At 56.0% G+C, this 24,331-nt stretch carries 27 protein-coding genes and 3 pseudogenes; 16 read left to right on the top strand and 14 right to left on the bottom strand.

The features are described from left to right. Positions 1–375: 375 nt before the first annotated feature. From BJP08_RS00255 to BJP08_RS00240, 4 genes are all read right to left on the bottom strand, one after another. Positions 376–786: a helix-turn-helix domain-containing protein gene (locus BJP08_RS00255; protein WP_071567629.1), complete on the bottom strand. Its 411-nt coding sequence runs from the start codon at positions 784–786 to the stop codon at positions 376–378. Between the two features lie 70 nt (positions 787–856). After that, positions 857–2,218, bottom strand: a complete 1,362-nt coding sequence (locus tag BJP08_RS00250; protein WP_143109952.1) for an amino acid permease — start codon at positions 2,216–2,218, stop codon at positions 857–859. A 176-nt stretch (positions 2,219–2,394) separates the two neighbouring features. Beyond that, complete coding sequence (locus BJP08_RS00245) at positions 2,395–3,582, bottom strand: type II toxin-antitoxin system HipA family toxin (RefSeq protein WP_071567628.1); 1,188 nt, start codon at positions 3,580–3,582, stop codon at positions 2,395–2,397. Further along, positions 3,579–3,803 (bottom strand): helix-turn-helix domain-containing protein, encoded by a 225-nt coding sequence (locus tag BJP08_RS00240; RefSeq protein ID WP_070361682.1) that lies wholly within the window; start codon positions 3,801–3,803, stop codon positions 3,579–3,581. Before BJP08_RS00240 ends, BJP08_RS00245 begins: the two co-directional genes overlap by 4 nt. Positions 3,804–4,100: 297 nt before the next feature. Here BJP08_RS00240 and BJP08_RS00235 point away from each other — a divergent pair, with 297 nt between their 5' ends. Together BJP08_RS00235 and BJP08_RS00230 are read left to right on the top strand one after the other, a co-directional pair. Beyond that, positions 4,101–4,301, top strand: a complete 201-nt coding sequence (locus BJP08_RS00235; protein ID WP_070361681.1) for a hypothetical protein — start codon at positions 4,101–4,103, stop codon at positions 4,299–4,301. Beyond that, positions 4,294–5,046, top strand: coding sequence for a hypothetical protein (locus tag BJP08_RS00230; RefSeq protein ID WP_071567627.1), 753 nt, complete (start codon positions 4,294–4,296; stop codon positions 5,044–5,046). Before BJP08_RS00235 ends, BJP08_RS00230 begins: the two co-directional genes overlap by 8 nt. A gap of 10 nt (positions 5,047–5,056) precedes the next feature. Here the strand turns inward: BJP08_RS00230 and BJP08_RS00225 are convergent, their stop codons facing one another. The 3 genes from BJP08_RS00225 to BJP08_RS00215 all read right to left on the bottom strand — a co-directional run bounded on the left by BJP08_RS00225 (position 5,057) and on the right by BJP08_RS00215 (position 6,663). Next, complete coding sequence (locus BJP08_RS00225) at positions 5,057–5,563, bottom strand: GNAT family N-acetyltransferase (RefSeq protein WP_071567626.1); 507 nt, start codon at positions 5,561–5,563, stop codon at positions 5,057–5,059. Between the two features lie 174 nt (positions 5,564–5,737). Further along, complete coding sequence (locus tag BJP08_RS00220) at positions 5,738–6,178, bottom strand: hypothetical protein (protein WP_071567625.1); 441 nt, start codon at positions 6,176–6,178, stop codon at positions 5,738–5,740. Then, on the bottom strand, positions 6,175–6,663 hold the full coding sequence (locus tag BJP08_RS00215) for a hypothetical protein (RefSeq protein WP_071567624.1): 489 nt from the start codon (positions 6,661–6,663) through the stop codon (positions 6,175–6,177). Before BJP08_RS00215 ends, BJP08_RS00220 begins: the two co-directional genes overlap by 4 nt. 358 nt (positions 6,664–7,021) lie before the next feature. Between BJP08_RS00215 and BJP08_RS11795 the strand changes: the two are divergent. Then, a pseudogene (locus BJP08_RS11795) lies at positions 7,022–7,321 on the top strand (nitroreductase family protein); the annotation flags it as partial. Between the two features lie 7 nt (positions 7,322–7,328). After that, positions 7,329–7,760: a DUF488 family protein gene (locus BJP08_RS00205; protein WP_071567622.1), complete on the top strand. Its 432-nt coding sequence runs from the start codon at positions 7,329–7,331 to the stop codon at positions 7,758–7,760. Positions 7,761–7,774: 14 nt separating this feature from the next. Here BJP08_RS00205 and BJP08_RS00200 read toward each other — a convergent pair whose 3' ends face one another. Continuing rightward, positions 7,775–8,206, bottom strand: a complete 432-nt coding sequence (locus tag BJP08_RS00200; RefSeq protein WP_255364703.1) for a cupin domain-containing protein — start codon at positions 8,204–8,206, stop codon at positions 7,775–7,777. Positions 8,207–8,433: 227 nt separating this feature from the next. On the opposite strand from BJP08_RS00200, the gene BJP08_RS00195 reads away from it, so the two are divergent. Beyond that, complete coding sequence (locus BJP08_RS00195) at positions 8,434–8,718, top strand: hypothetical protein (protein ID WP_143109951.1); 285 nt, start codon at positions 8,434–8,436, stop codon at positions 8,716–8,718. A gap of 851 nt (positions 8,719–9,569) precedes the next feature. On the opposite strand, the pseudogene BJP08_RS11965 reads toward BJP08_RS00195, so the two are convergent. Beyond that, positions 9,570–9,698, bottom strand: a pseudogene (locus tag BJP08_RS11965) (hypothetical protein); the annotation flags it as partial. 182 nt (positions 9,699–9,880) lie between these two features. On the opposite strand from BJP08_RS11965, the pseudogene BJP08_RS00185 reads away from it, so the two are divergent. Together BJP08_RS00185 and BJP08_RS00180 are read left to right on the top strand one after the other, a co-directional pair. Next, positions 9,881–10,036: pseudogene (locus BJP08_RS00185) on the top strand (IS256 family transposase); the annotation flags it as partial. Between the two features lie 448 nt (positions 10,037–10,484). After that, positions 10,485–10,742: a hypothetical protein gene (locus BJP08_RS00180; RefSeq protein WP_255364702.1), complete on the top strand. Its 258-nt coding sequence runs from the start codon at positions 10,485–10,487 to the stop codon at positions 10,740–10,742. 105 nt (positions 10,743–10,847) lie between these two features. Here the strand turns inward: BJP08_RS00180 and BJP08_RS00175 are convergent, their stop codons facing one another. Beyond that, entirely contained in the window at positions 10,848–11,135 is a 288-nt protein-coding gene (locus BJP08_RS00175) for a hypothetical protein (RefSeq protein ID WP_071567619.1), read from the bottom strand. Positions 11,136–11,701: 566 nt separating this feature from the next. On the opposite strand from BJP08_RS00175, the gene BJP08_RS00170 reads away from it, so the two are divergent. From BJP08_RS00170 to BJP08_RS00155, 4 genes are all read left to right on the top strand, one after another. After that, on the top strand, positions 11,702–11,932 hold the full coding sequence (locus BJP08_RS00170) for a DUF2188 domain-containing protein (RefSeq protein ID WP_071567618.1): 231 nt from the start codon (positions 11,702–11,704) through the stop codon (positions 11,930–11,932). A gap of 252 nt (positions 11,933–12,184) precedes the next feature. After that, positions 12,185–13,030, top strand: coding sequence for a DNA adenine methylase (locus BJP08_RS00165; protein ID WP_071567617.1), 846 nt, complete (start codon positions 12,185–12,187; stop codon positions 13,028–13,030). Continuing rightward, complete coding sequence (locus BJP08_RS00160) at positions 13,023–14,363, top strand: hypothetical protein (protein ID WP_071567616.1); 1,341 nt, start codon at positions 13,023–13,025, stop codon at positions 14,361–14,363. The genes BJP08_RS00165 and BJP08_RS00160 overlap by 8 nt, the downstream gene beginning before the upstream one ends. 46 nt (positions 14,364–14,409) lie before the next feature. After that, entirely contained in the window at positions 14,410–15,321 is a 912-nt protein-coding gene (locus tag BJP08_RS00155; RefSeq protein WP_071567615.1) for a restriction endonuclease, read from the top strand. A 104-nt stretch (positions 15,322–15,425) separates the two neighbouring features. Here BJP08_RS00155 and BJP08_RS00150 read toward each other — a convergent pair whose 3' ends face one another. The 3 genes from BJP08_RS00150 to BJP08_RS00140 all read right to left on the bottom strand — a co-directional run bounded on the left by BJP08_RS00150 (position 15,426) and on the right by BJP08_RS00140 (position 20,374). Then, a complete protein-coding gene (locus tag BJP08_RS00150) occupies positions 15,426–17,330 on the bottom strand; it encodes an ATP-dependent endonuclease (RefSeq protein ID WP_071567614.1) in 1,905 nt (634 codons plus the stop codon). 206 nt (positions 17,331–17,536) lie between these two features. Beyond that, positions 17,537–18,880, bottom strand: coding sequence for a M20 family metallopeptidase (locus BJP08_RS00145; protein ID WP_071567613.1), 1,344 nt, complete (start codon positions 18,878–18,880; stop codon positions 17,537–17,539). Between the two features lie 15 nt (positions 18,881–18,895). Then, positions 18,896–20,374 carry an anaerobic C4-dicarboxylate transporter family protein gene (locus tag BJP08_RS00140; protein ID WP_071567612.1) on the bottom strand — a complete coding sequence of 493 codons (1,479 nt, stop codon included), beginning with the start codon at positions 20,372–20,374 and terminating at the stop codon, positions 18,896–18,898. Between the two features lie 262 nt (positions 20,375–20,636). On the opposite strand from BJP08_RS00140, the gene BJP08_RS00135 reads away from it, so the two are divergent. The 5 genes from BJP08_RS00135 (at position 20,637) to BJP08_RS00115 (ending at position 24,147) form a co-directional block, all read left to right on the top strand. Continuing rightward, positions 20,637–20,966, top strand: a complete 330-nt coding sequence (locus BJP08_RS00135; RefSeq protein WP_071567611.1) for a hypothetical protein — start codon at positions 20,637–20,639, stop codon at positions 20,964–20,966. Positions 20,967–21,141: 175 nt separating this feature from the next. Beyond that, on the top strand, positions 21,142–21,957 hold the full coding sequence (locus BJP08_RS00130; RefSeq protein ID WP_255364700.1) for a DUF4352 domain-containing protein: 816 nt from the start codon (positions 21,142–21,144) through the stop codon (positions 21,955–21,957). Positions 21,958–22,249: 292 nt separating this feature from the next. Then, the gene (locus tag BJP08_RS00125; RefSeq protein ID WP_143109950.1) at positions 22,250–22,534 is read left to right on the top strand and encodes a hypothetical protein; all 285 of its coding nucleotides are present in this window, start codon (positions 22,250–22,252) and stop codon (positions 22,532–22,534) included. A 107-nt stretch (positions 22,535–22,641) separates the two neighbouring features. After that, a complete protein-coding gene (locus tag BJP08_RS00120; RefSeq protein ID WP_071567609.1) occupies positions 22,642–23,889 on the top strand; it encodes an inorganic phosphate transporter in 1,248 nt (415 codons plus the stop codon). A gap of 9 nt (positions 23,890–23,898) precedes the next feature. After that, the gene (locus BJP08_RS00115; protein WP_071567608.1) at positions 23,899–24,147 is read left to right on the top strand and encodes a hypothetical protein; all 249 of its coding nucleotides are present in this window, start codon (positions 23,899–23,901) and stop codon (positions 24,145–24,147) included. A gap of 92 nt (positions 24,148–24,239) precedes the next feature. Here BJP08_RS00115 and BJP08_RS11960 read toward each other — a convergent pair. Next, positions 24,240–24,331, bottom strand: a 92-nt coding sequence (locus BJP08_RS11960; RefSeq protein WP_369816359.1) for an IS3 family transposase, incomplete at its 5' end; no start/stop codon positions are given.

Below are 24,331 nucleotides of genomic sequence, written 5' to 3'. Positions count from 1 at the left end.
TGGTGTCAACCACCACCCCAGGTTGTTTCCTCGGGCTAAGTGTCAACTATGTCGCGGCTGAGGTGTCAACCATCAGGAAGGTTCTCGCAGGCACGCCGTGTCAACTATGTCGTGACTTCGGACACTGACCTCAAAATCAAAAATTTCCCAGTCTGCCAACGCGCCTCGAATTCGCTTGAAACGTTTTGAAATAGCCGCCTCGGGAGCGTGTGGTTTATTTCTACGCAAATGATATTGAGCTTCGGCGATTATATCCTCGGTCCACGCCGGAAAGAAGAGTGGCGCCCCCTTCATCTGAGGCCAAGAAAAGTAAGAAACACCAGTCGGTGAGGGTGCGGGAGTACCAGACGTTGGCGTCAAACAGGACCGGAACACTCACAGGCCTTCGATTTCATTATCGAGGTCGCGAATCGCGTCGAACTCGTCGCGGGCGCGTGCGTGGCGGCGCTGCTTGTATACAGCAACGTCTTCCCTGCGAAGCCGCGTGTGCGACCCGACTTTGAAGTAATCGATTTCGCCTTCTCGAAGCCGTTTCATCAGAGTCGGTCGGGAAATGCCGAGATGCTCAGCGGCCTCAGTAGTGGTGAGTACCTCGGAAGGTCGGGAGACTGAGACATTCTCTCCACGCGCAACCCTGGCCAAGATGGACTCGATAAATGAGGCTAACGCGGGTGGAAACGTACCGCGCACGGCATCATGAAAGGTCTCGGGGTTAGCCACGACTTGGCTGGCCTGTTGCTCAACAGCTTGGGTGACCTCAATTGCGGGATTAGTTTTCGTTGTCACAGTGCTTCACCTCCAGGGAATTTACACTTATAACTGTAACTTCCGCGCCATAAACGTGCAACCCTCCGGACTACGCCACCATCTGCCAGACCGTCACGCAAATGATCACGACGCCCAGGCCGAACACGAAGATGGCCTCCGGCTGGTTCGCGTAGTGGCGGAAGGCGGTGGCGTGGCGGAAGAGGAGCATCGGCACGATGTAGACCAGCAGGGTAATGAAAATACCGCCGACGACCGAGATCAAGCTCAGGATTGACGGGTTGAAGATGGCGACAGCGACCGTCGATAAGAAGACGAAGAGATAGATGCCCGCACGGACCGCACGCGGCTTCCACCGCTCCGTCGCCTTCGGTGCGACCGCGCGCAGCAGGTACTGCGTGCCCTCCTCCGTGCCAAGCATGTGCCCGAAGTACGACGACGCAATCGCACACAGCGCGACCACCGGGGTCACCACTGCCATGAACGGGGCATTCGTCGTGTTGGCGAAGTAGGAAAGGACCGGGATGTTCTCCTCGCGCACGGCAGCCATGCCATCCGCCCCAAGGGCAAGCGTGCAGGACCAGACGAAGAACATCGTGAAGCTGACCAGGAGGGTACAGGTGATCAGCTCAATCTTCGACACCTCCTTCTCCGTACCGGCCACATCACCGTCATGCGACTTCTGCACATCCAACGCAAACTGCGACACCGCCGCCATATGCGAAAAGGAAAACACCAGCACAGGCAGCACAAACAGCATCGCCTTCCACAACGGCACATCCGACTTGTACGCCATGAAACTGTCCAGATCCCAATACGGGATCAGGTAGAGGGAGACGGCCGCGAGCGCCACGATCAGCGGGTAGACCAGTAGGTTCGCGAACCACAACGTCGCCTTCTTACCGAGGGCGTAGGCGCCCGTCATCACGCCGACGCAAATCGTGGCCAGCAACCAACGGTCCACGTGCGGGCCGCCCACCTGGTTCACAATGAAACTGTCCATCGTGTTCGTCACCGAAACGCCGTAAATCAGCACAATCGGGTAGATCGCCAGCCAGTACATCAGCGCCGTCGCCAAACCACGCTTCCTACCAGCCAGGGAAGTGATGACCTGCAGGACGTCCAGGCCCTTCACCGGCGACGCCGACACAATCCTCGAATACATCCGGTGCGAGAAGAACACCATTGGTCCAACCAGGATTGTCGCAAGCAGGAGGGGCCAGAAGCCGAAGGAGCCGGCGTCGATAGGTAGGAAGAGAATTCCGGCGCCGACGGCGGTGCCGAACAGCGTAATCGCCCACGACCAGGTACTTCCATCCGGCGCCGGGGCGCGTCGAGTGCGGCGGATCTCGCGCTTGTCGGCTGGGGTGAGGTTCTCGAGCTCGAACTCGTCAGCGGCAACCAGCTGATGTTCACTGCTGAAAGGTACAGGGTCGGTAGAGCGCTCGCTCATGGAATCCTCTCTCACTCGACAATAATGTGACCCCACACACCTTAGCGGATAAATGGAATTCAGCTTACTTATCGACGGCCAGCTTCGCGCGGAGCGAGGCTTGGGGGCAGAGGGTCTGGGGTGGAAGGTGTCGAAAACATGGCGCTAGCGATTTTGTGAACAGAATTGCACCTGGACTACCAGTGAGCACGACGAGCCCGGAGCACCCGCCTCAGATCCCTGGCCCGGCGTGGATCAAAATCACAGTCCCGAATGAGGCGCTCGGCTAAATGCTCCGTGGCGGCAAGGGCTTCGTCGGCGACTTTGCGAACCACCTGCTCCGGCAATCCAATACCCTCCGCGAAGGCGAGGAACTTCTTGTAACTCAACCCAGACGTCGAGTCGCGAACAGGGAGCGCAAGGGAAGTATCGCCGTAGGGGACGGTGCTCGGGATGTCATACACCGGGGCAAACTCGAAGCCTCTACCCGAATCCATTACGGACACATTCTTCGCATGCAGATCCCCGTTGCCAGACAGCCACGCAAACGCCAACTGCTGTGCCAACCCACGCGCCGCAACCAACGGAGCAGCAACCACGCCAAGCACCGCGGCACACACATCCTCGTAGCTCACGTTGTATTTCTCACTCGGATAGATGCCCAGCAATTGAGCAGCATCTTCGACGGGACGTTTGTGGGGGAAGTGGCCGTCGAAACGCGAGACGACCAAGCCTGACCTGCCTGAACCATCGTGAACCACCTGGGCCTCCACCACGCGGCCCCGCGCCGAAGGCATTGTGCGATACGCCGCCAAACAGGCATTTTCATTCTCGACGACCCCCGGAAACTCCGGCGGCGCAACCTTCAAAATCGCGTCACCCCGCACCGGAAGTGCAAGCGTGCGTGCCGACGCCTTTTCCTGCACCCCCGCCAACGCATTCGCATCAAAACCGGTCGACGGATCCAACAGGTCAGCGAAATCGCCATACCCATCGCGCACGTCCACCAGCGGTGCGACCTCGGACGGCGGCTGACCCCACGGCAGCACCCGCACATTACCAACCGTGTTGCCGCCAACGGCGAGCAGCATCGCCAGCTCATCATCCAGCGACGCCTTCACGCTCCTACGCAACGCGCTCAGACGACGACCCTCCGGCAACAGTCCCGTAAAAAAGGGTGGCAGCGCGCCCGACGGCGACTCCACCACCTTGCCGAACGGCAACGTCGTCGCGACTGCAGCGCCACCCGACTCCGCGTACCCATCAACGTAACTAAACGTATTGACACCACCCCGACTCACAATCTGCCCCGCAAGCACGTCATTCACCCACACACCAGCGGCCGGGGTGCGTTCTGACTCTTGGCTCATCGGCTCTTGGATCATCGCAGCGCCTCCGGAACGTGCTGCACCGCCACCACATCCAAACCAAGCACAGCCAACACAGCCTCAACCTTATCCAGTCGGACAGAACGTTTTCCCTGCTCAAACTCTCGAATGAACCGTTCCGACACCATCGACAGGTCGGCCACGTCCGCCTGCGTCAGGCGCATGGCGCGGCGTTGCTCGCGAGCCTGCTCGCCGAGACTGCGGGGCGTGGGGGACATGGGGCCTTTCAGTGTTGCGGTTCTGGAGGGCTTGGAACTGTATGGAGTTTCGGCACCATCGTGCCGTTTTGAAGTATATTGTGCGGAATAGTGGTGCGCAAGAGGCTATTTCGGCACGATCGTGCTGGTTTCACGGAGTTTGACTAGCACCGCATTCGCGAGGAAAATCCAGAAACATATCGCACGGTTGTTCTATGTCGTTTGGGGGTGGCAGGATCCGTTTGTCTTTTGCAAAGTTAAGATAAAGGCATATAGTTCATTTTCAATTTTCACTTGCCCTACTCGAAAGGAGCGATCATGACCGCCCCGCTCGTTGAAAATCTGTCGAAAGAAGCTGCACGTCATGAGCTTGCTGAACTCAAAAAGTCGATCGAATCCCTTTCTGGAGACTCGTTCGAAGAGTTTGAAGAGCGTGCGGACAACTACAATCTCACACCCCGTGAATTCGCCGTGTGGGAGCGTGTTTCGGAACTGCGCTGGCTTCTTGGCGATGACTAAAAACACTGAGAAACTCCAGGCTCTGGTCGCCGAGTTCAGCGAAGACCTCGCCGCCACTGTGGAGGCGTTCACCGGACAGCATTTTGAGTTTAGTAGCAAAATAGTTGACAACGGCAGCATTTCGATCCGCCTAAAGCAGATAGAGGACCGTGTAGGCATCATTCCTCTATCTTGGAACGGGCACGTAATACTCGGATTGCGTCCGACGTTTAAATGCACCTGGGATTCAACTCACAGTTTCTTGGCCGTGGAGAACTCCAGCTTCGCTGTTCACGCTCAAGCAAAATCAAACGACGAACCACTTTTCAGAGTTGAGTACGACCGCAACAAAACCAACAGACCGAGTTCGCACTTCCACATTCACGCGCATCGGGACGAAGTAACCCACCTTCTAGGCCTAACGAAGAAGTTGGATTCAACCAAAGACCAGAAGATAAAGAAATTTACTTCGGAATTCCCCCGACTCTCAAAAATCCATTTCCCTACTGGTGGGCACCGTTTCCGCCCGTCATTGGAAGATGCCTTAGAGAGCCTACGCCAGGAGTTCAACGTCGATACCGATCTAGGCAGATGGAAGGCGCACCTAGATAAGTCGCGCTTGAAATGGCGAAAGATCCAGACAGCAGCCGTTATACGTTGCCAGCACAAGACGGCATACGAGATACTCGTGAATGAGTTCCAAATGCCCGTGCCCGAAAATTGGGAATGCCCGTCGGATAACGACGCCAAAATCGTTCGAGATTGAACGGAAGAGGTTAGGGAGCGGGACGCCGGTAAATGAACTCGTGGTCGCGGTGATTGCCGACCTTAAAGAAGTACTCGCCAGCCTTGGAGAAGCCGTAGCGGTGGTAGAAACGCTGCGCCCCAAAATTCTGCGACCACACGCCGAGCCACGCGGTACGCGGACCAATCCAGTCGAGGACAAGCTCGATGAGAGTGGAGCCGAGGCCGGACTTTTGGTGATCGGCAAGGAGGTAGAGGCGTTTGAGTTCGCGGTCATCGGGAAGGACATCCGGGTGGGGGAGGCTGCATGGGCCGGCCAGCGCGTAGCCGACCAGGGCGCCGTCATCCTCGACGAGCCAGGTGGCGTAGTCCGGGTCGGCCAGGAAGGTTTTGTGTTTCTGCAGGTCGTAGGCTTCGGCGAGGAAGGTTTCAAGGTCGGCGGGGTCGTAGAGGTGGCCGAAGGTCTCCGTAAACGTGGCGGCGGACAGGTTGACGAGGGCGTCTGCATCGGCAGGCGTGGCGCGGCGGATCGTAGGCATGGGGACAGGATAGGGGACCAGCGAGGTCTCTTGGGGTAGAGATAGTCGTCGCGAGCGGAGTCGGGAATTTGTGAACAGAATTGCAGATGGGAGTAATCCGAGGGTGCTGTGGAAATAAAAAGGTGGCCCCCGATTACTCGGGGGCCAGAGCCTATTTGCCTCGCGGCTTGAGTACTACACAGTCGCCGCGAGATCTTCGAGCTCTTGCAGCTGCATGTCCAGTTCACTGATGTCCCATTTCCGGGTGGAGTCCAGCGCCTCAACAAGCTGAGCCATCTCAACGTTTTCGTGGAGCTCGTTCATGTCCATTTGCCAAAAGGTATTCGCCTTGTGCGTCGAAATAGTGAGCACACTCAGCATCAAGGAATGCACACCGGGTGCCCGCAGGCAGACTGGTACAATCACGTACTGCTCGCCAGCTTCGAAATGGCGATTCGCTGCATCGCGGATATTCGCAGCCAACGTATTGGCAAGCGCTGGAATAATCACAGGCATCGTCTCAACGCCCAGACTTTCCATAAGGCGAGCGCGTTCGCCATTCTGGTTCAGAATCTCCCGAAACAGCTGCGCAACAATCATCCGGGCACGATAATGCCGCTTCTGGCTCTCGTTCATGGCTTGCCCCTTTTCCAACGCTCTAAATAGTCGAACTGCGTATACAGCATTCCATCGTAGTGCTTTTTAAAGCTGCCATTCACAACACGACGCGATTTTTCTTCTTCTCTACCCCCGGCAAGCTCATGATGAACTTCGCGATCACAGTCTTCACAGTCAATAAAATACTGGTGGCTATGCACACTACTATGCCACGTATCGGTGCGTCTCACCTGGTCAAAATTGTGCTGGTTGCCTTTTAATTGCTGGCAACGGCTATACGCTGGGTGTGCAGAAGTAACGTTCAGCATGAGGGCAAACTGTTCTACCAGACCGTCATCACCACGCCACTCCCTGACGTGCCAGATGGTTCCACACTCAGCCATGTCGATCTTGTCTTCAATAATTTCGGCAGTTTCGTCCGGGTCTGGGTACGGCACCGACTCGTCTGGCGAAATGCTCATGTCTGCCAGGCGATAGTTTTTCTTATTTATGTTCAGCGCCACAGTAAAGAATCCTAGTTGGTCCAGCGACCGAAGCTAAATCATTTGGCTTAAGGGACACTATGTGTGTGTATAAATCCATCCGGTTTCCCGGGGTGACCTCGACCAACAATCCGATATGATTTTCGAAACAGCTCCATCCGCCAGTTTTGAGAAATCAACACTGAATGGCATCGGGTGTGCGGTATGGAGGGTACGGGTAGCGCCGCTGCACCGGGTGGAGCAACGCGAGGGCACAGCGGAAGACGTTTGGTGGGACAGTGGGGCGTCGATAAGCAAGAGTCCCTGCGGTACCGTGGGCTGCGTGACTGATGCACTTGCGCCCAAGCCTGAAGACCTTTCGATCGACGCACCGCAGGAGCTGCGCGAGCAGGGCTACGACCCGGTGGCTGCGAGCAAGCCGAAGGTGTTCGTCGAAGGCTTTACCGACGCCTGCCTCATGGCCCAGAACGCGGTGAACGCTGCCGAGCGGCTTGGGCTCGGTGCGAACTACCTTGGCAACATTCACAACGATACGGCTGCGGTCACTGAGACACTGCAGCTGCCGCGCCACGCCTTCCCCGTCGTCGGGTTGACGCTCGGCTGGCCAGGGCAGAATCCGCAGCGCGAGCGCGAGGACGATTCGCTGCAGGCCGCCCGCTGGCAAGGCTTCGTGATCTAGGAGGATTATGCGAATTTACACACTCGGGTTTTCACACAAGAGCGCGGAGGAGTTCTTCGACATGCTGCGCGAGTCCGGCGTGCGGCGCGTGGTGGATATTCGCCGCTCGAACACGAATCAGCTCGCTGGGTTTACCAAGAAGGACGACCTGCGCTACTTCCTGCGGGTCATCCTGGACATACCGTACACGCATGAGCTGGCTCTCGCGCCGTCGGCGGATCTGATGCGCGCGTATCGGCATGACGAGGTTGGCTTCGATGAGTTTTCGAAACAGCTGCGCGAGGAGTACGACGCTGGGGATGTTTCGTCGCTCGATCGGTCGCTTTTTGACGACGCCGTGCTGCTTTGCTCCGAAGCAGATCCCTCCACCTGCCACCGGTTAGTTGCCGCCGAGTACCTCGCCGAAGTTTGGGACGACGTGGAGATCGTGCACCTTTAAGGTTGTGTTTGGGCTTAGCTGTCTTGCTCGCCGTGGCGTTCGCCGGTGAGCATGCTGAGCAGCAAAATGTTGCCCTGCGACAGGGCATCATCCGGGCAGTAGACCGCGTGCGGCACGTACGCGCGTAGGTGGACAACCTCGCCCTGCTTGAGCGGGAAACGCTCGCCACCGCACTCGAACTCGAGGGACCCGTTGAGGCACTGCACGGTGATCGGGTGGGCCGCCTTGTGATCCGGCAACGTCTGGCCAGGGCAGAAATTGAAGACGATGAGGTTCGCGCCGTCGCCCTGCAGCAGGCGCTTGACCCCTGGCCGCGCGTTGTCCGGCCTTGGGGCGACGGCGTTGATCGTTTGGATGCAGGTGGCGTGATCGGTCGAGTCTGCCGAGTCTGCAGCACCAAACACTTCGGGGCGGTTGACAGGTAGGTCGTCTTTTGGCTGAGACATCGTTGATCCAATCTGTGGGGTATCGGGGTGGTGGCGTCTGGGCGTTTACGCACCATTTTATCGGCTCAGTCCGCAGCGTGTAGCCGTGGGGTGCGGTTACAGATGGGCCACGCATTTCGCGACGAAAGGCCCACACATGGGCGATGATGACTTTCCTCTGAAGCATTCTCTGGAGATCGGAGCAACCACCCTCGCTGTGTTTGGTGGGATGTTTCTTCTGCTCCCCAATGATGAGGAGGACGGCGGTCTTCCCTTCGCACGGGATGGTCGACGAGAAGATTTCGGTGGCGAAGGAGAATTCCGAGCTCGTCCCGTTGGAGCCCGGTGAGACTGCGAACGTGGTTGGGCTGCGGGTCTACGTCGGCCCCTTGCGCAATCTAGGCAAAAGCTTCGAGGGCAAGGATCTCGTATGTCACGATGTGTCCTTCCTCGACGGCATGGGCTACGAAACATGGACCTGGCCCTCCGATTTCTCACTGACCACTCCCACCTGGCAAAAATGGAGTACATAGAGCCTTCAGCATTTCCGCGCTGGGACGGGTCCGTTCTCCCGGGCCAAACCATCAGTGGGGTGCCCCAACACCCAACGCTCTAAGTAGTCGTGCAGTCTCCGATACTAAACCGATTACTCCGCAGAGCCGGTGAAGAGACTGGATTGTGGACAGATCACGCTGTAACGTATGCACCAACATGGCCACCCCCTCCACGCGAGGGGGTGCGTTTTTATTTCTGACATGCCTGATTGATTGGTCGGACGCCCGAGCAATAAAAGATGGCCCCCGAGAAATCGGGGGCCAGAGCCTATTTGCCTCGCGGCTTGAGGTACTCACCATAAGCCGTGATGCCCCACAGAGTCAAGATGGACTTCGAGTTCTACGATTTCTGATGTCAGTACGGTGATCCTAAAGCTAGCTTTCTTAAAAATGGAAGCCCCGACATGAGGAGTCCACCCGAAAAGAACGCTCGTCTTTCCGGCGCTGCAATAGCTCTGCGATCGCGTCCACATCATTCGGCCGCATACCGAGTTCTTTGCATTTGGCACGGACTTGCTCAACCGTTACAGGTTTCCACCTATCAGGACGATTCATCATGTCCGCTTTGAGCTTGTCTACTTCATTCTTTTTCAAACCGGTGGAGTAACCGGCTGCCTTTCTCGCAACGTAGTCTAGAATGCAATCAATCCCATTAGGCAGAGGAGTCGTCGCCATAACCTGTGCAGGGCCATAGGTCCCACGCTTCCGAAACGAACCAGCCAACCGTTCAAGCCGCCTAAACCACCGTGGTCGCTGTTCTACTTCCGCCAGCACAATCGGTTTCGCAAGAAATTCCTCGGTATGATGATTCTTTGCCGCGAGCCGTTCGATCAACTGGGAACGGGTTCGTCGTCTCCGTAGCCAGACAGTTCTTTGTCGATCCATTGCTTTAGTTCCAGAGTCCCGAATCGGCTCGCGAGGACGTATAGAGCACTTAGCCCATCTGATAAAGGTCGCTCGGAGTCAACTAAATACTCCTATGCTTGGTCAGCAGAGATTATGGGGAGGATCCTTTCGTTTAGAATGTGTCAAGTGCGGCTTGGCCGGCTATCGGTGCAATCGCTGAAAGCACCTCCGGGCTGAAGAATTTTTCATTAATCCAACCGGCGACTTTACTGATTGCTCGCTTTGGCCCTCTGTTCGCATCGAAGACAAATGTGCTGCCCAACGCGCGAAGGAAGCCAAACGCGACGTTGAGCGCAACGGCTATGTTGAAGGAGCGAAGGCCAATGGATGGAAACAAGCCATCAACCAACTAGCTGTGGCATACCCCAACCGTTTCGCGGAGTACTTGTAAACCAAGCCCCGCACACAAACTATCGAACGCCCTCGTTACTTCGAAGCGAACGCCCAGTTCTGCAATACACACGGTACGGACTTCAAGCTCAGGAAATCCTGAGACCTCAAGAACAAGAACACCGACGAAGCCAAACTGACCACCTGAACAACCAATTGTTCCAAAGGCTAGACCGTCAAAGACGCATGGGTATTCGTCTCCACCGGCGCCGGCGGTGCGGCTGACCCCGAGGTCGTGGCCATCACTTTGTCGGATAAAGAGATCGAAGAGATCATCGACTCAGTCGAATTTGACCCGAACAAATAAGTCCGCTCAGAGCACGACAGGCTCCTTGAAAAATAAAAACCAAGACGTTGGTCTCTTCACCGTGCTGGGATTACCGACAGATCACTGAGCAGGCAATTGACTAAACGACCCTAGTGGTGTTGTACGACCGATACAATCGTTGATGCACGACCCTGTTACCGATCTTGGAGGACCGACCATGAAAACCATTTACACCACAAACGAGTGGAAGGGTTACGGCAAGCAAAATTACTACTGGAATGAATACCGGCTTGATGGAGATACCGTCTACAAGATCAAGTGCCACCGCTTCAAGTATTTCGATGGTGATGAGAACGTCTGGGAGTCAGAAGAAAAAGAAGTGGAATCATGGGCAAAGGACGATCCAAATATGCCTGATTGGCTACACAACTACCTCTGATTTAGTCGAAAGGGCCTCCTTGACCAAAGAGAGAATCCACTAGGTCTCACACTCCTCAAACTGTTCAAACTGACCAGGCCTGGATGTTTGACCAGTCAGTTTCTCTCAACCTAAGTCGACGCGCTTTGTTTCAAGCTCCTTGGCTTTAGCTTCGTAGCCTTTGTCGCTGAGAATGTTCTTAATCTCGTCGAGGTGGGCAATCATACCTTGATGTACCGAGATTATGTTGTTGTCGCCTTGCATATTCTGGGCAAAACCGAAGTTGAAGTTTGTCTGTTGATTCATAATTGCTCCCGCTACGGCTCGTTCTGCAAGGACCCTGGTGCTGGTATCTGTTTCGGCAAGATCCTCGCCCAACGGTGTGATCTTGAAGGCTCCAACGTCGCCCGGCATTTGACCATAAAGGTCGAGTAACTTATGACGACCGATCCAACCTAAGATCTCTTGGAGCTAAGGTAGCTCTGGATCCGAGAGGGCTTTGCGAAGATCCGATGTGTCTTGGAAATCCGACCCCAAGCTGTGAATCGTTTTGAGCACGACACCCCTCTAATCGAAAAATTTTCACAAAGCGATTTTAGCTTGGCTTCGGTCGATGGAGCTCCGACTTTTGATGAGGTGAGAGTAAGTTGCGGTTGCAAGAAGCTGTTTTCCATTACATGTCATACTTCACTGTGTCAATTCATACCCCCTGTGGAAATCTGTGGATACTGGTCTCACGCTTGTGGAAAAGTCGTAACTACCCCCCTGTGGAAAATTACACCGGTGTAGTTATCCACTTTTCTCGACGCGAAACCACATGTACACTCACTCAATGACGCGCAAAAGCCCCGTAACCGCGGGGCGGCACGGGGCTGTTGCAGCGAGCAAATTTCCTACGTTCACTCGCCCGCAACGGTACCAGTGCTTTCACCACGTGCGTCAAGTTTTCTCGCGTGTCGCGAGGGAAAGGTTGGTTCCCAGTGGGTAACCGAAACACGGTCCACGTCACCCCGAACGGCGGAAATGGCTGGCGCGTCGCAAGCGGAGGTTCGAAGCGCGCCGCTGGTATTTTCGACACAAAGGCCGAGGCTATGAAGCGCGGAATTGAAATCGCAAAGAACAAAGGTGCCGAGTTCTACAGCCATGGCAGAAACGGACAGATTCAGAACCGTAATTCTTATGGAAATGATCCGTTCCCGCCGCGTGGCTAGGTAGTTTGTGGTTTATAGCGTGGCCCGGGCAGTCTCAGGACACGCTATTTCTATGTTACTTGCACCTATTCCAAATCTAGCTGCGACAATATAGGCAATCGGCAACGGTGCACTTCAGCGTCTCACTGCGACGAGAGATGTAGAGGAGGCTAAAAGGCGTCTGAGCTGTGTTGAGGAGCATCAGTGAGTTTTGTCCGGGGCCTTGAGTAGACTGCATCTGAATCATTCGCAAGCAACTTCGAGGAGCCCGAAATGACACAGGTGAAACGACCCTTGGCCCCAATTTTGAAGTGGGTAGGAGGCAAGCGACAACTGCTGCCAGAGATTTCGAAGCATGTGCCGGACAACTATTCCGTGTACGTCGAGCCGTTCCTCGGGGGGGCTGCCGTCCTGCTGCATGAGCAGCCCGCGCAGGCACGCGTGAATGACTCGAATGCGGAGCTCATCAACGTGTACAAGTGTGTGAAGGAGTCAGCGTCTGAGCTCATAGGAATCCTAGACGAACACGCACAACACAACGCCGAGCACGGCAGCGAGTACTACTACTCCATTCGCGCACTCGACCGGAGTGAAGCCTACCGCGAGCTCAGTGACGTCCAGCGAGCTGCCCGCATCCTATACCTGAATAAAACCTGCTTCAACGGACTCTTTCGTGTGAACTCCGCAGGCCAGCTCAATGTGCCTTACGGGAAGTATAAAAACCCAAACATCGTCAACCGAGAGCAGATTCTGGCGCTGGAAGAGTACTTGAACGAGGCGGAGGTCGATATGCGATGCGGCGACTACAAAGACTGCCTGGTGGACCTGCCACAAGACAGTTTCGTGTATCTTGATCCGCCATACATGCCGCTAAGCCAAACCTCCTCCTTTACTGGGTACACCCAAGAAGGGTTTGGTTACCAAGATCAGGTCACATTGCGTGACGAGTGCCTTAAACTGAGGGAGCAAGGAATTGCATTTCTACAGTCCAATAGTGACTGCGAAGCAATCCGGGAACTCTACAAAGATTTTGAAATTCACACGGTGAGTGCTCGCCGTGCGGTTAATTCAAAGGCAGCCAAACGCGGTTCAATAACGGAGGTACTCATTCGTGGCTAGCAAAGAAGGTAAGACAAATCTCGCTTGGAACGCTCTGCTGGAGAAGTATCCCATTGAGGAAACCGTTGAGACCAATGGGCTCTACGACATCACTGCAGAAGCGATCAAAGAGTTCCGCGAGCCTCGCCTCATGACGAAGTTCGACACCTCTGACTCCGTAGCCGCCCCACTGCGCACGAGAAAACTCAACGTCCTGCCCACGAGCAGGAGCTCATACGTCATCGGTAGGTTCAACCTCTACGAAGAATTCCCCGACACCAGCCACCTCACACCCACAGCCATCCCGCTGCCAGAGCTTGAAACGCTACGAATCGACAACCTCACCAGCGAATCCAATGCTATCAACGCGCTCGTCGTCTCTGGCGCGCTCAACGACTTCCTCAACGAAGAGCCGGGTGCCCTCATCGAGACTTTCAACGGACGAATGGGCACTGGGGAGTTTGATTTCCGCGTAAACCTGCACAGCCCAACAGCCCTTGGGAAAAGTTCACCACTCGAGCAGGCCCTGAATAAGCAGGTTCGTATCAACGTGAATAAGGCGCAACTTGAAATCGACGGCGGCTTCGAATCACCGAGCTCCGTGGTAATCATGGAAGCCAAAAACGTCATCAACGACGACTTCAACGTCCGACAGCTCTACTTCCCATACCGCCTTTACAAGTCCCGCGTACACAAACCTATCCGACTCGTCTTCTCCCAGTTCACCAACCTGACCTATCACCTGTACGAATACATCTTCACCGACCCTGAGAATTTCTCTTCAATCGAACTGATAAAGAGCAAGGCCTACAGCTTCGAAGACCAAGGCATCACCGTCGGAGACTTGCTCGCCGTAGTTCGTGGCACACAAGTCACCACATATGACACCCACGGCAGCTCCGACATCCCATTCATCCAGGCTGACCGCTTCGATCGCGTCCTTTCCCTTATCGAATTCCTCTCCACCCAACCCGACTACGAAGCCACTTCTTCAGAAGTCACCGACTTCATGGGACTCGTCGTCCGGCAAACCGCCTATTACACCGCAGCGGCACGCTATCTTGGGGTTGTCGATAGAGTCGAGCCCGGGAAGTACGCCCTCAACGAGCAAGGCAACGACATCCTCAACCTCGGGTACAAACAACGCCAACTCGCCTACGTGCGACTCCTCAGCCACCACCACATCTTCAACACTCTCCTGCAAACCGCGCTCACCAGCGGTTGTGTCCCTAACCTCGACGTCATCATGGACGAAATGCGCCAGCACAACATCTGCATCGAAGAATCCACCGTCTTTCGACGCGCGCAATCCGTCGCCAGCTGGATCGGCTGGGTCCTGGCGCTCGTGGAGTAAGGGACGGCGAGTCTACTGAACAGGTCGTTCCTGCTACGGTAACTCCATGGCTTCATTCAGCGAACAAGGTATGCCCACACATCAAGAGCTCGTGCTTCCAGTGCTACGGGCTCTTAAGGAGATGGGGGACTCTGCAGCCTCACGGGACATCGTCACACAAGTTGCCGAGAATCATCCCAATGCTGAAAAGCTAGGCCAAATCATGTATCCCACCAGGCCAAACGTCAGCGTCCTTGAGGACAGAGCCGGGTGGTCACTTAGCACAGCCAAGAGAATCGCGGCGATCGAGCAGCCTTCCAGGGGCATGTACCTCATCACCGAATTCGGTGAAAAGTTGCTCGGTATGCCACAACTCGACGCGCTGGAACTCATCAAGGACGTTGACCGCGAAAAGTACCGTGAACAACGAGCAGCGAAAGCCCTTCGCGAGCAAACCGAAATACCCAAAGACTCAGAGTCCGCCCAGGAAATCGATGAGAGCGACGAAAATGACGCCGATAGTTGGAGGGAGCAGCTGCTCAATCGGCTGCATCAAATGAGTCCGGAGGGTTTCGAGAAGTTCATCATTTTCTTGCTCAAGCAATATGAGCTCAAACTGACGCACATTGGTGGGTCGGGCGACGAAGGCATCGATGCGATCGGAACAGCGCCGCTTTCCCCGGTGCTTTCATCGCGGGTAGCCGTGCAGGTAAAGCGTTACCGCCCCGACGCTCGACCAATTGGTCGCGAAACGGTAGCGCTCTTCCAGCGCGACGCGATGACCCGTGGCGCTGAACGCGCCATTCTCGTCACTCTGAGTCGGTTCACCGATGCTGCCCGAAAGGCGGCAACCGATGCGTCCCCAACCGTTGACCTCATCGGAGGGCACCAGCTCACCGACCTCATCCTGAAAAGTGAAAACTGTGGGGTACAGCTCGCACCTGTAGTGAATGAGAAGTGGTTCGATCGGTTTGATTAGCAACGGAACTTGAAATAGTTCTTCCGCTGACACGTCGCGCTCGACCAGTTACCTAAATTCCTCCAGACCAGCATCCGCTCATTGCTTGAAGCTTGAAGTGCGCATCATGCAAGCATCTTATTTATCTCTCGCACAAGAACCCCAAAGTTAGATGACATCAAAGCATGTTCCGTCGCTTGGTCGCCTATTGCGAAAGCATCGGCCAAAATCCTTTTCACCGAACCGCTTTTCTTGGCAACCTTTTCTGGGTCATCCTCATACTGTTCCCCATCAAGTTGGCAATACAAAAATGAACGAGCCATCTCGTCAGGGACATTGCACGTCGCCATCCTATCTTCGGTTACTCCAAACATGTTCATCGCATCTCTTAGCTGATGCTCCGGCAGATTCCATTTTTTAGACAAAACCTCAATAATGACATCCAGGGATAGAAAATTCTCCATCTCACGACGAGAATGCTTAATTGTATAGACTTCCTTCTTTTTCAGTCCATTTTGTACTTCTGCCGCTTCCAGCAACTCCGGAATATCGTCATCCGCGTCGCGCAAAAATACGACTGGCTTATCAAATTCATCAAGTCTCCCTTGCCAGAGACCGACAGCCCCCGTACCGCCAATTGGCAAAGTTTTTATTCTGCCTTTTTCGAAATGCCCTGCGAAAGTTATTAACTCAGGATCACTCGCTGCAGGAAGCAGTTTCTCTAGAGTAGTAATGTCATTTTTGCCCTCTACCAGTATAAAGCAGTCGATATCTGTGTCTCTGAATTTGCCCAGAGACTTTTCAATGTGGCGTACAAAATCAGCCTTTTCATCATCAGATTTCTCTGGGCTTACAGAATGGACACCATCGTCATCCAAGTACCTAACTTGAGTACACAAAGTGCCTTCGATCAAATTCGCCGAATGTGAAGTTATGATGAGTTGGTTTTCTTCATGGAGGGCAAGGTCGTTTAACGCTTGCCAAATTTCCTTCTGCAAGTCTGGATGCAAAAACGCTTCAGGCTCCTCAATAGCGTAAACTACAGGTATCCCTTTGGAAACCCTTTCAGCCTGCACCCTAAAGAAACTTAACAGAGCGAGGCGTCGCATTCCCGATCCCCTCGTGGCAAGTGGAACGCCCTGAGCATCACTAAAAGCCACGGACGCGTAGGCTTTCTCCCAATTTGCCCTGACGTCATGGGGCATGAATCTTGTGCGCAATGACGGTGCAAGTTGTGCCAGGTCATCAGAGACTGCAGTCAGTGCATTTGTAATCTCGTCGTCAACTTTCTGCGCGACTGCATCCAAACTATCTACATGTTGCTCCAGCACTTCCTTTACTATCGCCCGCACCGGATCCTGAACAAACTTCTCCCCTTCATCTGAGACATTCTCGGCACGAAACAGATGGAACGCAGGGAAATTCCTTTCGATCTTGCTGAAAAGCCCTTTGCCCCCTTCCACGTTTTCCAACTCAAGACAATAACTTTCTTGAAATTCGAACAGAGTGAGATCCTTATAGAGGGCTTGTCTCAACGCTACGTTAGATTTCATGTCAATCCCGACGGAGCTAAGTTGATGTTGAGTAACCAGCTTTTTGAGTGCTGCATTCTTCATCGATAAGAGTGGGACACTGCTCTCTTTAAGCACTGGGTGCCTGGCCAAAAGGGATTTTTTAGGAAGTCGACCTTTGGACGTATAGGTATACCTGATAGTCAAGTATCCCTGTTCATCAAGTAGATATTCGTCTTCGAAAGTGGTAGAAGACGTACTGTCAAAAACTACCTGCTGTGGCAAATCGCAAAAAGAAACTTCGATGTATATTTCTTCGGCAGTTTCACCGTCGAGAGATCTGCTGAAATCACTATCAGAAACCTTTTGATTCCCGAAAAATATATTCAGCGCGTCAAGAAAAGTAGATTTGCCGGCGTCGTTACGCCCTGTAATTACTGTAAAGTCCTGTTCAAGCATCAGCTCTTTTCGATTGAGAGCTCCACGAAACCCTTTGATCGCAACATTTTTAATTATCATCACAGGACTCCCTACATCGAACCTACTAAATTAATGCTTATTAGCATGTAAGCATAGCCTGTTATTTTCTACAGTTTATGGCTTTTGAGAATTCCTCAACCATCCTTGCTTCCCCTTGCGCAGCAAACTGGCAGGGCACCGCCCCACAAACACAAGAAGGGCGGCACCCAATCCCTTGGATGTCGCCCTTCTTGTGGTTCTGGCTGTTAGTCGAAGTAGTGCTCGACGTCGATGGAGCCGCCGGCGGCTTCGAATTCGTCCTTCACTGCCTTGCGCAGGTCAGCGTCAGTAAGGAAGTCCAGCGCGACTTGAGCCAGCCCGTAGGCGCCGTCGACTGCACCGCGGTCGCCCTTTTCGGTGCCGACGGAGGCTTCGAACTCGCGGGTGTGCAGCGCCTGGTCCTCGTTCGCGACCTTGATCAACGGGTGGATGCCCGGGACTCGGTACGAGACGTTCCCGAAGTCCGTCGATGCGGCAAGGATCTCGGACACGACGCCGCGAGGCAGTGGCTCGCGGCCACGGCGACGCTGTGCCTCGACCCAGCGGGAAACCAGTTGGTCGTTCGCACGAACGCCGAGGGTTGCGGGGCTGTAGTCCCATTCGATGTCGACGCCACAATCGGTCATCTGCGCGGCACCCTTCACCACGTTTTCGACGCGTCGCGAAAGGTCCTTCAGCGTGTCTGGGTACTTGGAGCGGACGTAGAACTTCATCTCCGCTTCCTCAGTGATGATGGATTGGCGGGTGCCGCCCTTCGTGATGATCGCGTGGATCCTATCTGATGGCGGAACCTGCTGGCGCAGCACCGCGAGGCCTTGGTACGTCATTGCTGCAGCGTCAAGCGCATTTCGGCCCATGAACGGCTGCGAAGAAGCGTGGGCGGCAACGCCATGGAAGGTGACGTTCAGTACGCGGCGTCCGAGCCAGACCTGGTCCGCCAAGTCGTAGCCGTAGGAGTGGACCATGATGCACGCATCCATATCTTCTGGTTTGAATGCGCCGCCGCGGGCCATGACCTCCTTGCCCGACGAGCCCTCCTCAGCTGGGGTGCCGATGTACTTCACGGTGCCCTTGAACGCATCCGGGTTCTCGCGGACGAGCGCTGCCAGGGCAAGATAGGCGCCCAGACCGGTCGCAGCCATGACGTTGTGGCCGCAGGCATGCCCAATCTCGGGGAGTGCGTCGTACTCGGACAGGATCGCGATCGTTGGGCCGTCCCCGTTGACGAGGTGGGACTCGAACGCGGTCTCAACTCCGTAGACGCCAACCTCAACATCAAGGTCGTGCTCTTTCAGGATTTCAGCGATGCGCTTGACCGAACCGTATTCCTCAAATGCGGTTTCTGGGTTCGCGTGAAGGTATTGGGACAACCCGATGATGGTGTCGGAGTGGGCGTCGACAAGCTCTTCGAGCCGATCGCACAGCTCCTTTGGCGCACCTTCAGCCGTCGGCTCATGGTAGCGCATTGTCTCCTTAGCGATCTGCGTCTCTGCAGCGAGATGCTGCGTAAATGCAGGATTCGGGGGAGTTGGTTCGTGCATATCGCACATAATGATTCCTTTCTTTTAACCAAATATGGAGCCAAGTGCCATGCCTGTAGCGACAGCAGCGACGATCGCCACTACGCCCGGCAGCATGAACGAGTGATTGAATACAAATTTTCCGATTCGGGTAGTACCAGTCCGGTCGAAGTTGATCGCTGCAACGATCGTGCCGTACGTCGGAAGGAAGAATGCACCGTTGACGGCCGGCCACATACCAGCCAACAGACCCGGCGCGAGCCCAAGGGAAAGACCAAGCGGCATCAGCGTGCGTGTTGTCGACGCCTGCGAGAACAGCACAATCGAGCACGCAAACAGGGCAATAGCGAACATCCACGGGTACTGCGAAACCAGACCCTCAAGACCGCCGACGATGAACTCTTCATTCGCCTCAATAACTGTGAGGCCCAACCACGCGAGGCCGAAAATACCCACAATCGCGATCAAACCTGTCCTCGCGATGGACGAGGTAGCAACCGCGCCAACCTTCACATGGGTCACCGCAACCATGATCGCTGCTGCCGAGAGCATCAGAATCTGCAACAGCACCGCAATACTCAACGGCTTCCCTTCTTCCCCTGGAGGACGAAGTGCTGGAATTGCACCAAAGATCACGACGAGCACGACAGTGACCAGGAAGATCGCAGCAGTGATCCGCGGGGAGCCCGGCCGTGCGCCATTCTTCTCAGCGGTGACGTCCTCCTCGAGGCGGCCGTCGGCACCAATACTTGCCGACGCCCCTTCCGTCTCCTCGAGCACCGCCACGGAGCCCTTTGAGGAAGCCAGGATCTGATCCTTCGCCTGCTCAACCGAGATCTTCTCCCGCTTTGCCTTACGCTGCGCCTTCACAAGAAGCGGGATGTCCTCGACCTCACCAACTGCCACACGGCGTTGGAACTCCGGATCATCCTCCAACTCCTTGCCGTACCGCAACATCACAAGCGAAGCGACCAGCACACCGACGATCGTCGCCGGCACCGCGATCAGCATAATCTTCGGAAGCGAATAGCCAGCACCCTCAACCACCACAATGAACGCAGCCATCGCAGCCGACACAGGGGACGCGGTAATGCCCTGCAAACTTGCAACAACACTGACCGAAATCGGACGCTCGGGACGGATACCGTTGCGAAGCGCCGTATCGTGGATAACCGGCAACAGTGGGTACAAAATGTGGCCGGTACCAGCAGCAAACGTGAAAATATACGCCACCATCGGAGCAATAAACGTGATCCGCTCCGGGTAGCGCTTAATGATCTTCTCCGCCATCCGGACGAAGAAATCAATACCACCAGCAGCTTGCATCGTCGCTGTCGCGCACGTGACCGCCAGGATGATCAGCATCACGTCCACAGGCGGCTTTGCCGGTGTCTCTCGAAAAACAAAAGTCAGAATGAGAAGGCCGATGCCTCCCCAAAAGCCGAGGGCGATGCCACCGTGCCGTGAACCCAACCAGATGCACGCCAGCATTACCGCAAGTTCGGCAAGCAAAATCCATGCCATAAGAATCTCCTTAGCGGTATTTGATTGATTCCTCCATCTTAAGTTTGATATAGGTAAATGATGTTTTTATTCAGAAACTAACCATATGAGATAAGTCACACTAATAGATGCTCGGAGAGTGGTATTTCGCGAGCGGCGTGGGCGAAGCCGGCGTCAAAAAGCGGTCGGTCGCTGACCGGCCAGAACTTGACAAATGATGAGGGGGGGGGGCTTGAATGGGGGTCGAACTGTAATTTTCCCCCTATTTCACTGAGGAGTTCCTATGAACGTAAAGCGCACTATCGCCGTTGCGGTCGCCGCAGCGTCCATCGCCGGAAGCGCCACCGCAGCGCCAGCACAGGCGGAAGAACACGATCCTGCGTATAAAGCACTTGAATACCTTGGACTTTTGGCTACCAAGGGACTCGGCGCAATGCCTGACACGGAAGGCGCTGGCAAGATGGCTGCCGGCTCAATCAAGGCAGGCTCCTCGGCTGAGGAAGCATATAAGGCTACGCAGGCCGGCTGGATCATCACCTGGATCGCCGTTGCTGCCACCGGCCTGGGCGCAATGGCCTTCGGCGCGAAGCAGGTTGGCCTGCTGAAGTTCTAACCCACTTCTCCAACTCCCCTCCAGGTTGCTGGTAGGGGAGTTTTTCATGCTTGGTGGGCGGAGCCGGCGTCGAAAAGCGGTCGGCCGCTGACCGGCAGAAACTTGACAAATGATGAGGGGGGGGGGGGGCTTGAATGGTCCTGAATTTTGTTTTTCCACCGACTAGGGAGCAACCATGACTCAACCCGCACCAACGCCTGAGCAGCCCACGCCCATGTATGCGCAGCCCGCGCAGGCGGCGCCAGCGAAGAACACGCTGGGCCTTATCGCCCTCATCGTCGCAGTCCTCGGCCTCATTCTTTCGTTCGTGAAGGGCGCGCTGATCGCGGGCTGGGTCCTGCTGCCGATCGGGTTCATCCTGGGCATCGTGTCCCTGTTCATGAAGAACAAGAAGAAGGGCATGGGCATCGGGGCGATCATCGTCTCGGTCCTGGGTGCGATCGTATCGCCGATCATATTCCTGGCCTACATTGGCGACGCCGCCGACGAAGCACTCAACGCTCCTCCTGCCCAGACCGGCCCGGATGGCAAGACCATCGAGAACAAGGGCAAGGACGCGCAGGGCACGAGCCGCGACAACCCGCTCCCAGTGGGCTCCAGCATCGAGTCCAAGGAATGGTCCTACACCATCAACAGCGTCGACCTCAACGCCACCGACGCCGTCATGGCCGAAAACCCATTTAACGACGCCCCCTCCGACGGCCAGCAGTACATCCTAATCAACGTCACCGCCACCTACACCGGCAACGACCCAGAAGGCGCCACGCCATTCGGCTCGGTTGCATACGTCTCCGCCGACGGCAACACGTTCGCCGCCCACGACAGCCTCGCCGTCGCCCCAGACGCCTTCGACCAGATCACCACGCTGTACGAAGGTGCAAGCACCACCGGCAACATTGCTATCGCGGTGCCTTCGGAGGGAATCGAGAATGGTGTGCTGGCGGTCTCGCCAGACATGTTCTCCGGAAAGTCCTTCGTGGCGGTGCAGTAGTTAGTTTCTTGGGCTCCCCTCCAGGTTGCTGGTAGGGGAGTTTTTCATGCCCGGTCGAGGGGGACGCTCGCACCAAAATCCGGGTTTTCTGTTTGCCGCGTTTGCGTTTTCCCAGGTCGCTGCCGTTTCGTGCTGGACTGTGGTGCACAGCTAACGTTCAGGTAAGAAAACCGGCCCGTCACAATCGCAAGGATTGGAGAGTGGCCGGGTTTTGTATCGACCGCTGTAGCGCAGGAACGCCATACACTTATAACCTCACACCTTGTAAATGAACGAGATACACGGAGGGACGATGCCAACACCGACTCATAAGCGCGCAAACCAGCTCGGGACTGTTGCGCTGGTTGTTGCTGTGCTCGGCCTCGTGTTCGCCGTTGCAAAGACGTTCCTGATCCTCGGACGGGAGCCGGTGCGGTACATACTGCCAGTGATCGGGTTGGCGCTCGGCGTGGGGTCACTGTTCCTGGAGGGTAAGCGGAAGGACTTGGGGATTGCGGCGATTGTGGTCTCAATTGTGGCGGGCACGGTCGTGCCGTTCCTATTTGTGGGGTTCCTATTAGTGGGGTTGCCGTGGTGAAGGGGGCGTCGAAAAGCCGTTTCAGTGCACACCCCCACGCAAGCCCCAGCAGGCAAAACGGTGCACGGAGTTTCATTCCGCGCTGGAGAGGGGAATAATTCGACGTTGTGAGTATCACTATCCTTCTGATTCTGATTATCGCCGTGGCACTGTTCTTCGACTTCACGAACGGTTTTCACGACACGGCGAACGCGATGGCCACATCCATCGCGACGGGGGCGCTCAAGCCGAAAACGGCGGTGGCGCTCGCGGGCGTCCTTAATTTAATAGGGGCGTTCCTGTCGGTGGCTGTGGCGAAGACGGTGGCGAGTGGCATCGTGAAGTTGGACGGGTTCGACCTGACCGACACCATCGAATCCGAAAAGCTGCTGCTCGTGGTGTTCGCCGGGCTGACCGGCGCCATCATGTGGAACCTGTTCACGTGGCTGTACGGGATCCCGTCCTCATCCTCGCACGCGCTGTTCGGCGGGCTGATCGGCGCGGCAATCGCGGCAATCGGATGGGGAGGCGTCGTGTGGGAAGGCGTCCTGGACAAAATCATCCTGCCGGCCGTGTTCGCGCCGTTCGTCGCGGGGATCATTGCGGCCGTCGCGACGTGGCTGGTCTACCGACTCACCGCCAACGCCGAACACGAACACCGCGACACCTACTTCCGCTGGGGGCAGATCGGCACCGCGTCGCTCGTCGCGCTCGCGCACGGCACCTCCGACGCCCAAAAAACCATGGGCGTCATCTTCCTCGCCATGGTCGCCGCCGGACAATTCGACGCCGACCACACCATGCCCTTCTGGATCCAAGCAGCGTGCGCCCTGGCCATCGCCATCGGCACCTACTCGGGTGGGTTCCGCGTCATCCGCACGCTGGGCAAAGGGCTCGTCGAAATCCACCCGCCACAGGGCCTCGCCGCCGAAACATCGTCCGCGGCAATCATCCTCACATCATCCCACCTCGGCATGGCCTTATCGACGACCCACGTCGCCACCGGATCCATCATGGGCTCAGGCCTCACGGGACCGAAGGGTGAAGTGCGCTGGGGAGTCGCAGGCCGGATGGCCCTCGCTTGGATCACCACACTGCCGATCGCCGCGGCCATCTCCTTCGTGACGTGGTGGGTGGCGAAGTGGGCGTCGACAATTGGGGGCGACCTCGTCTGGGGCGGCATCCTCCTCACCGTCGTACTCGCAATCGGCGGTGGCTACATGTTCTACCGCGCGCAACTGCAACCCGTCGACCGCGACAACGTCAACGACGACTGGGACCCAATCGACGGCCCCGAAGGCCCCCAAACCGGACCAACCGGGCCCGCGCACATCGTCGACACCACCCACGGCCTCAACCACCACCTGGGCAAATAGGAGACACCAATGCTGAAATCACTACTCATGGTCCTCGGCGTAGGCATGCTCCTCGGCGCCGGACTGCCCGCTTTGTTTTCGTTGAGCATCCACTTCCTGTCCCCCGCCGAAGACGGCACTGCGGCGAGCGGGGTGCGGCGCTTCGCGGGGTGGGTGTTCCTGGCGATTGTGCTCGTGGCCGTGGTGGCCGCCATCCTGTTGATCGCGCGCGAACGGATCGAATACTTCACCGGGTGGGACCCGTACCCGTTCTTGTAGTTGGGGGTTTGGCTGCGCTTGCCCTCTTCGCTTTGAAAAAGTTCCCCGGATTTCTGTTGAACTTGCCCCCGAAAGTTAGACTAGGGGTAATCCTACCCGGCTAACGCCTTAAAGGCCTTATCCCGGTATTTCATCGGGGTGCAACCATCAAGTCCCAGCTGGAGTCTTTCCGCGTTATACCAGT

Origin of the sequence: Corynebacterium sp. NML140438, assembly GCF_001875725.1 — a bacterium.
In the GTDB taxonomy this organism is placed as follows: Bacteria; Actinomycetota; Actinomycetes; order Mycobacteriales; family Mycobacteriaceae; genus Corynebacterium.
Note: the sequence above shows the minus strand (reverse complement) of the source record. Positions and strands in the feature narration are given on the sequence as shown.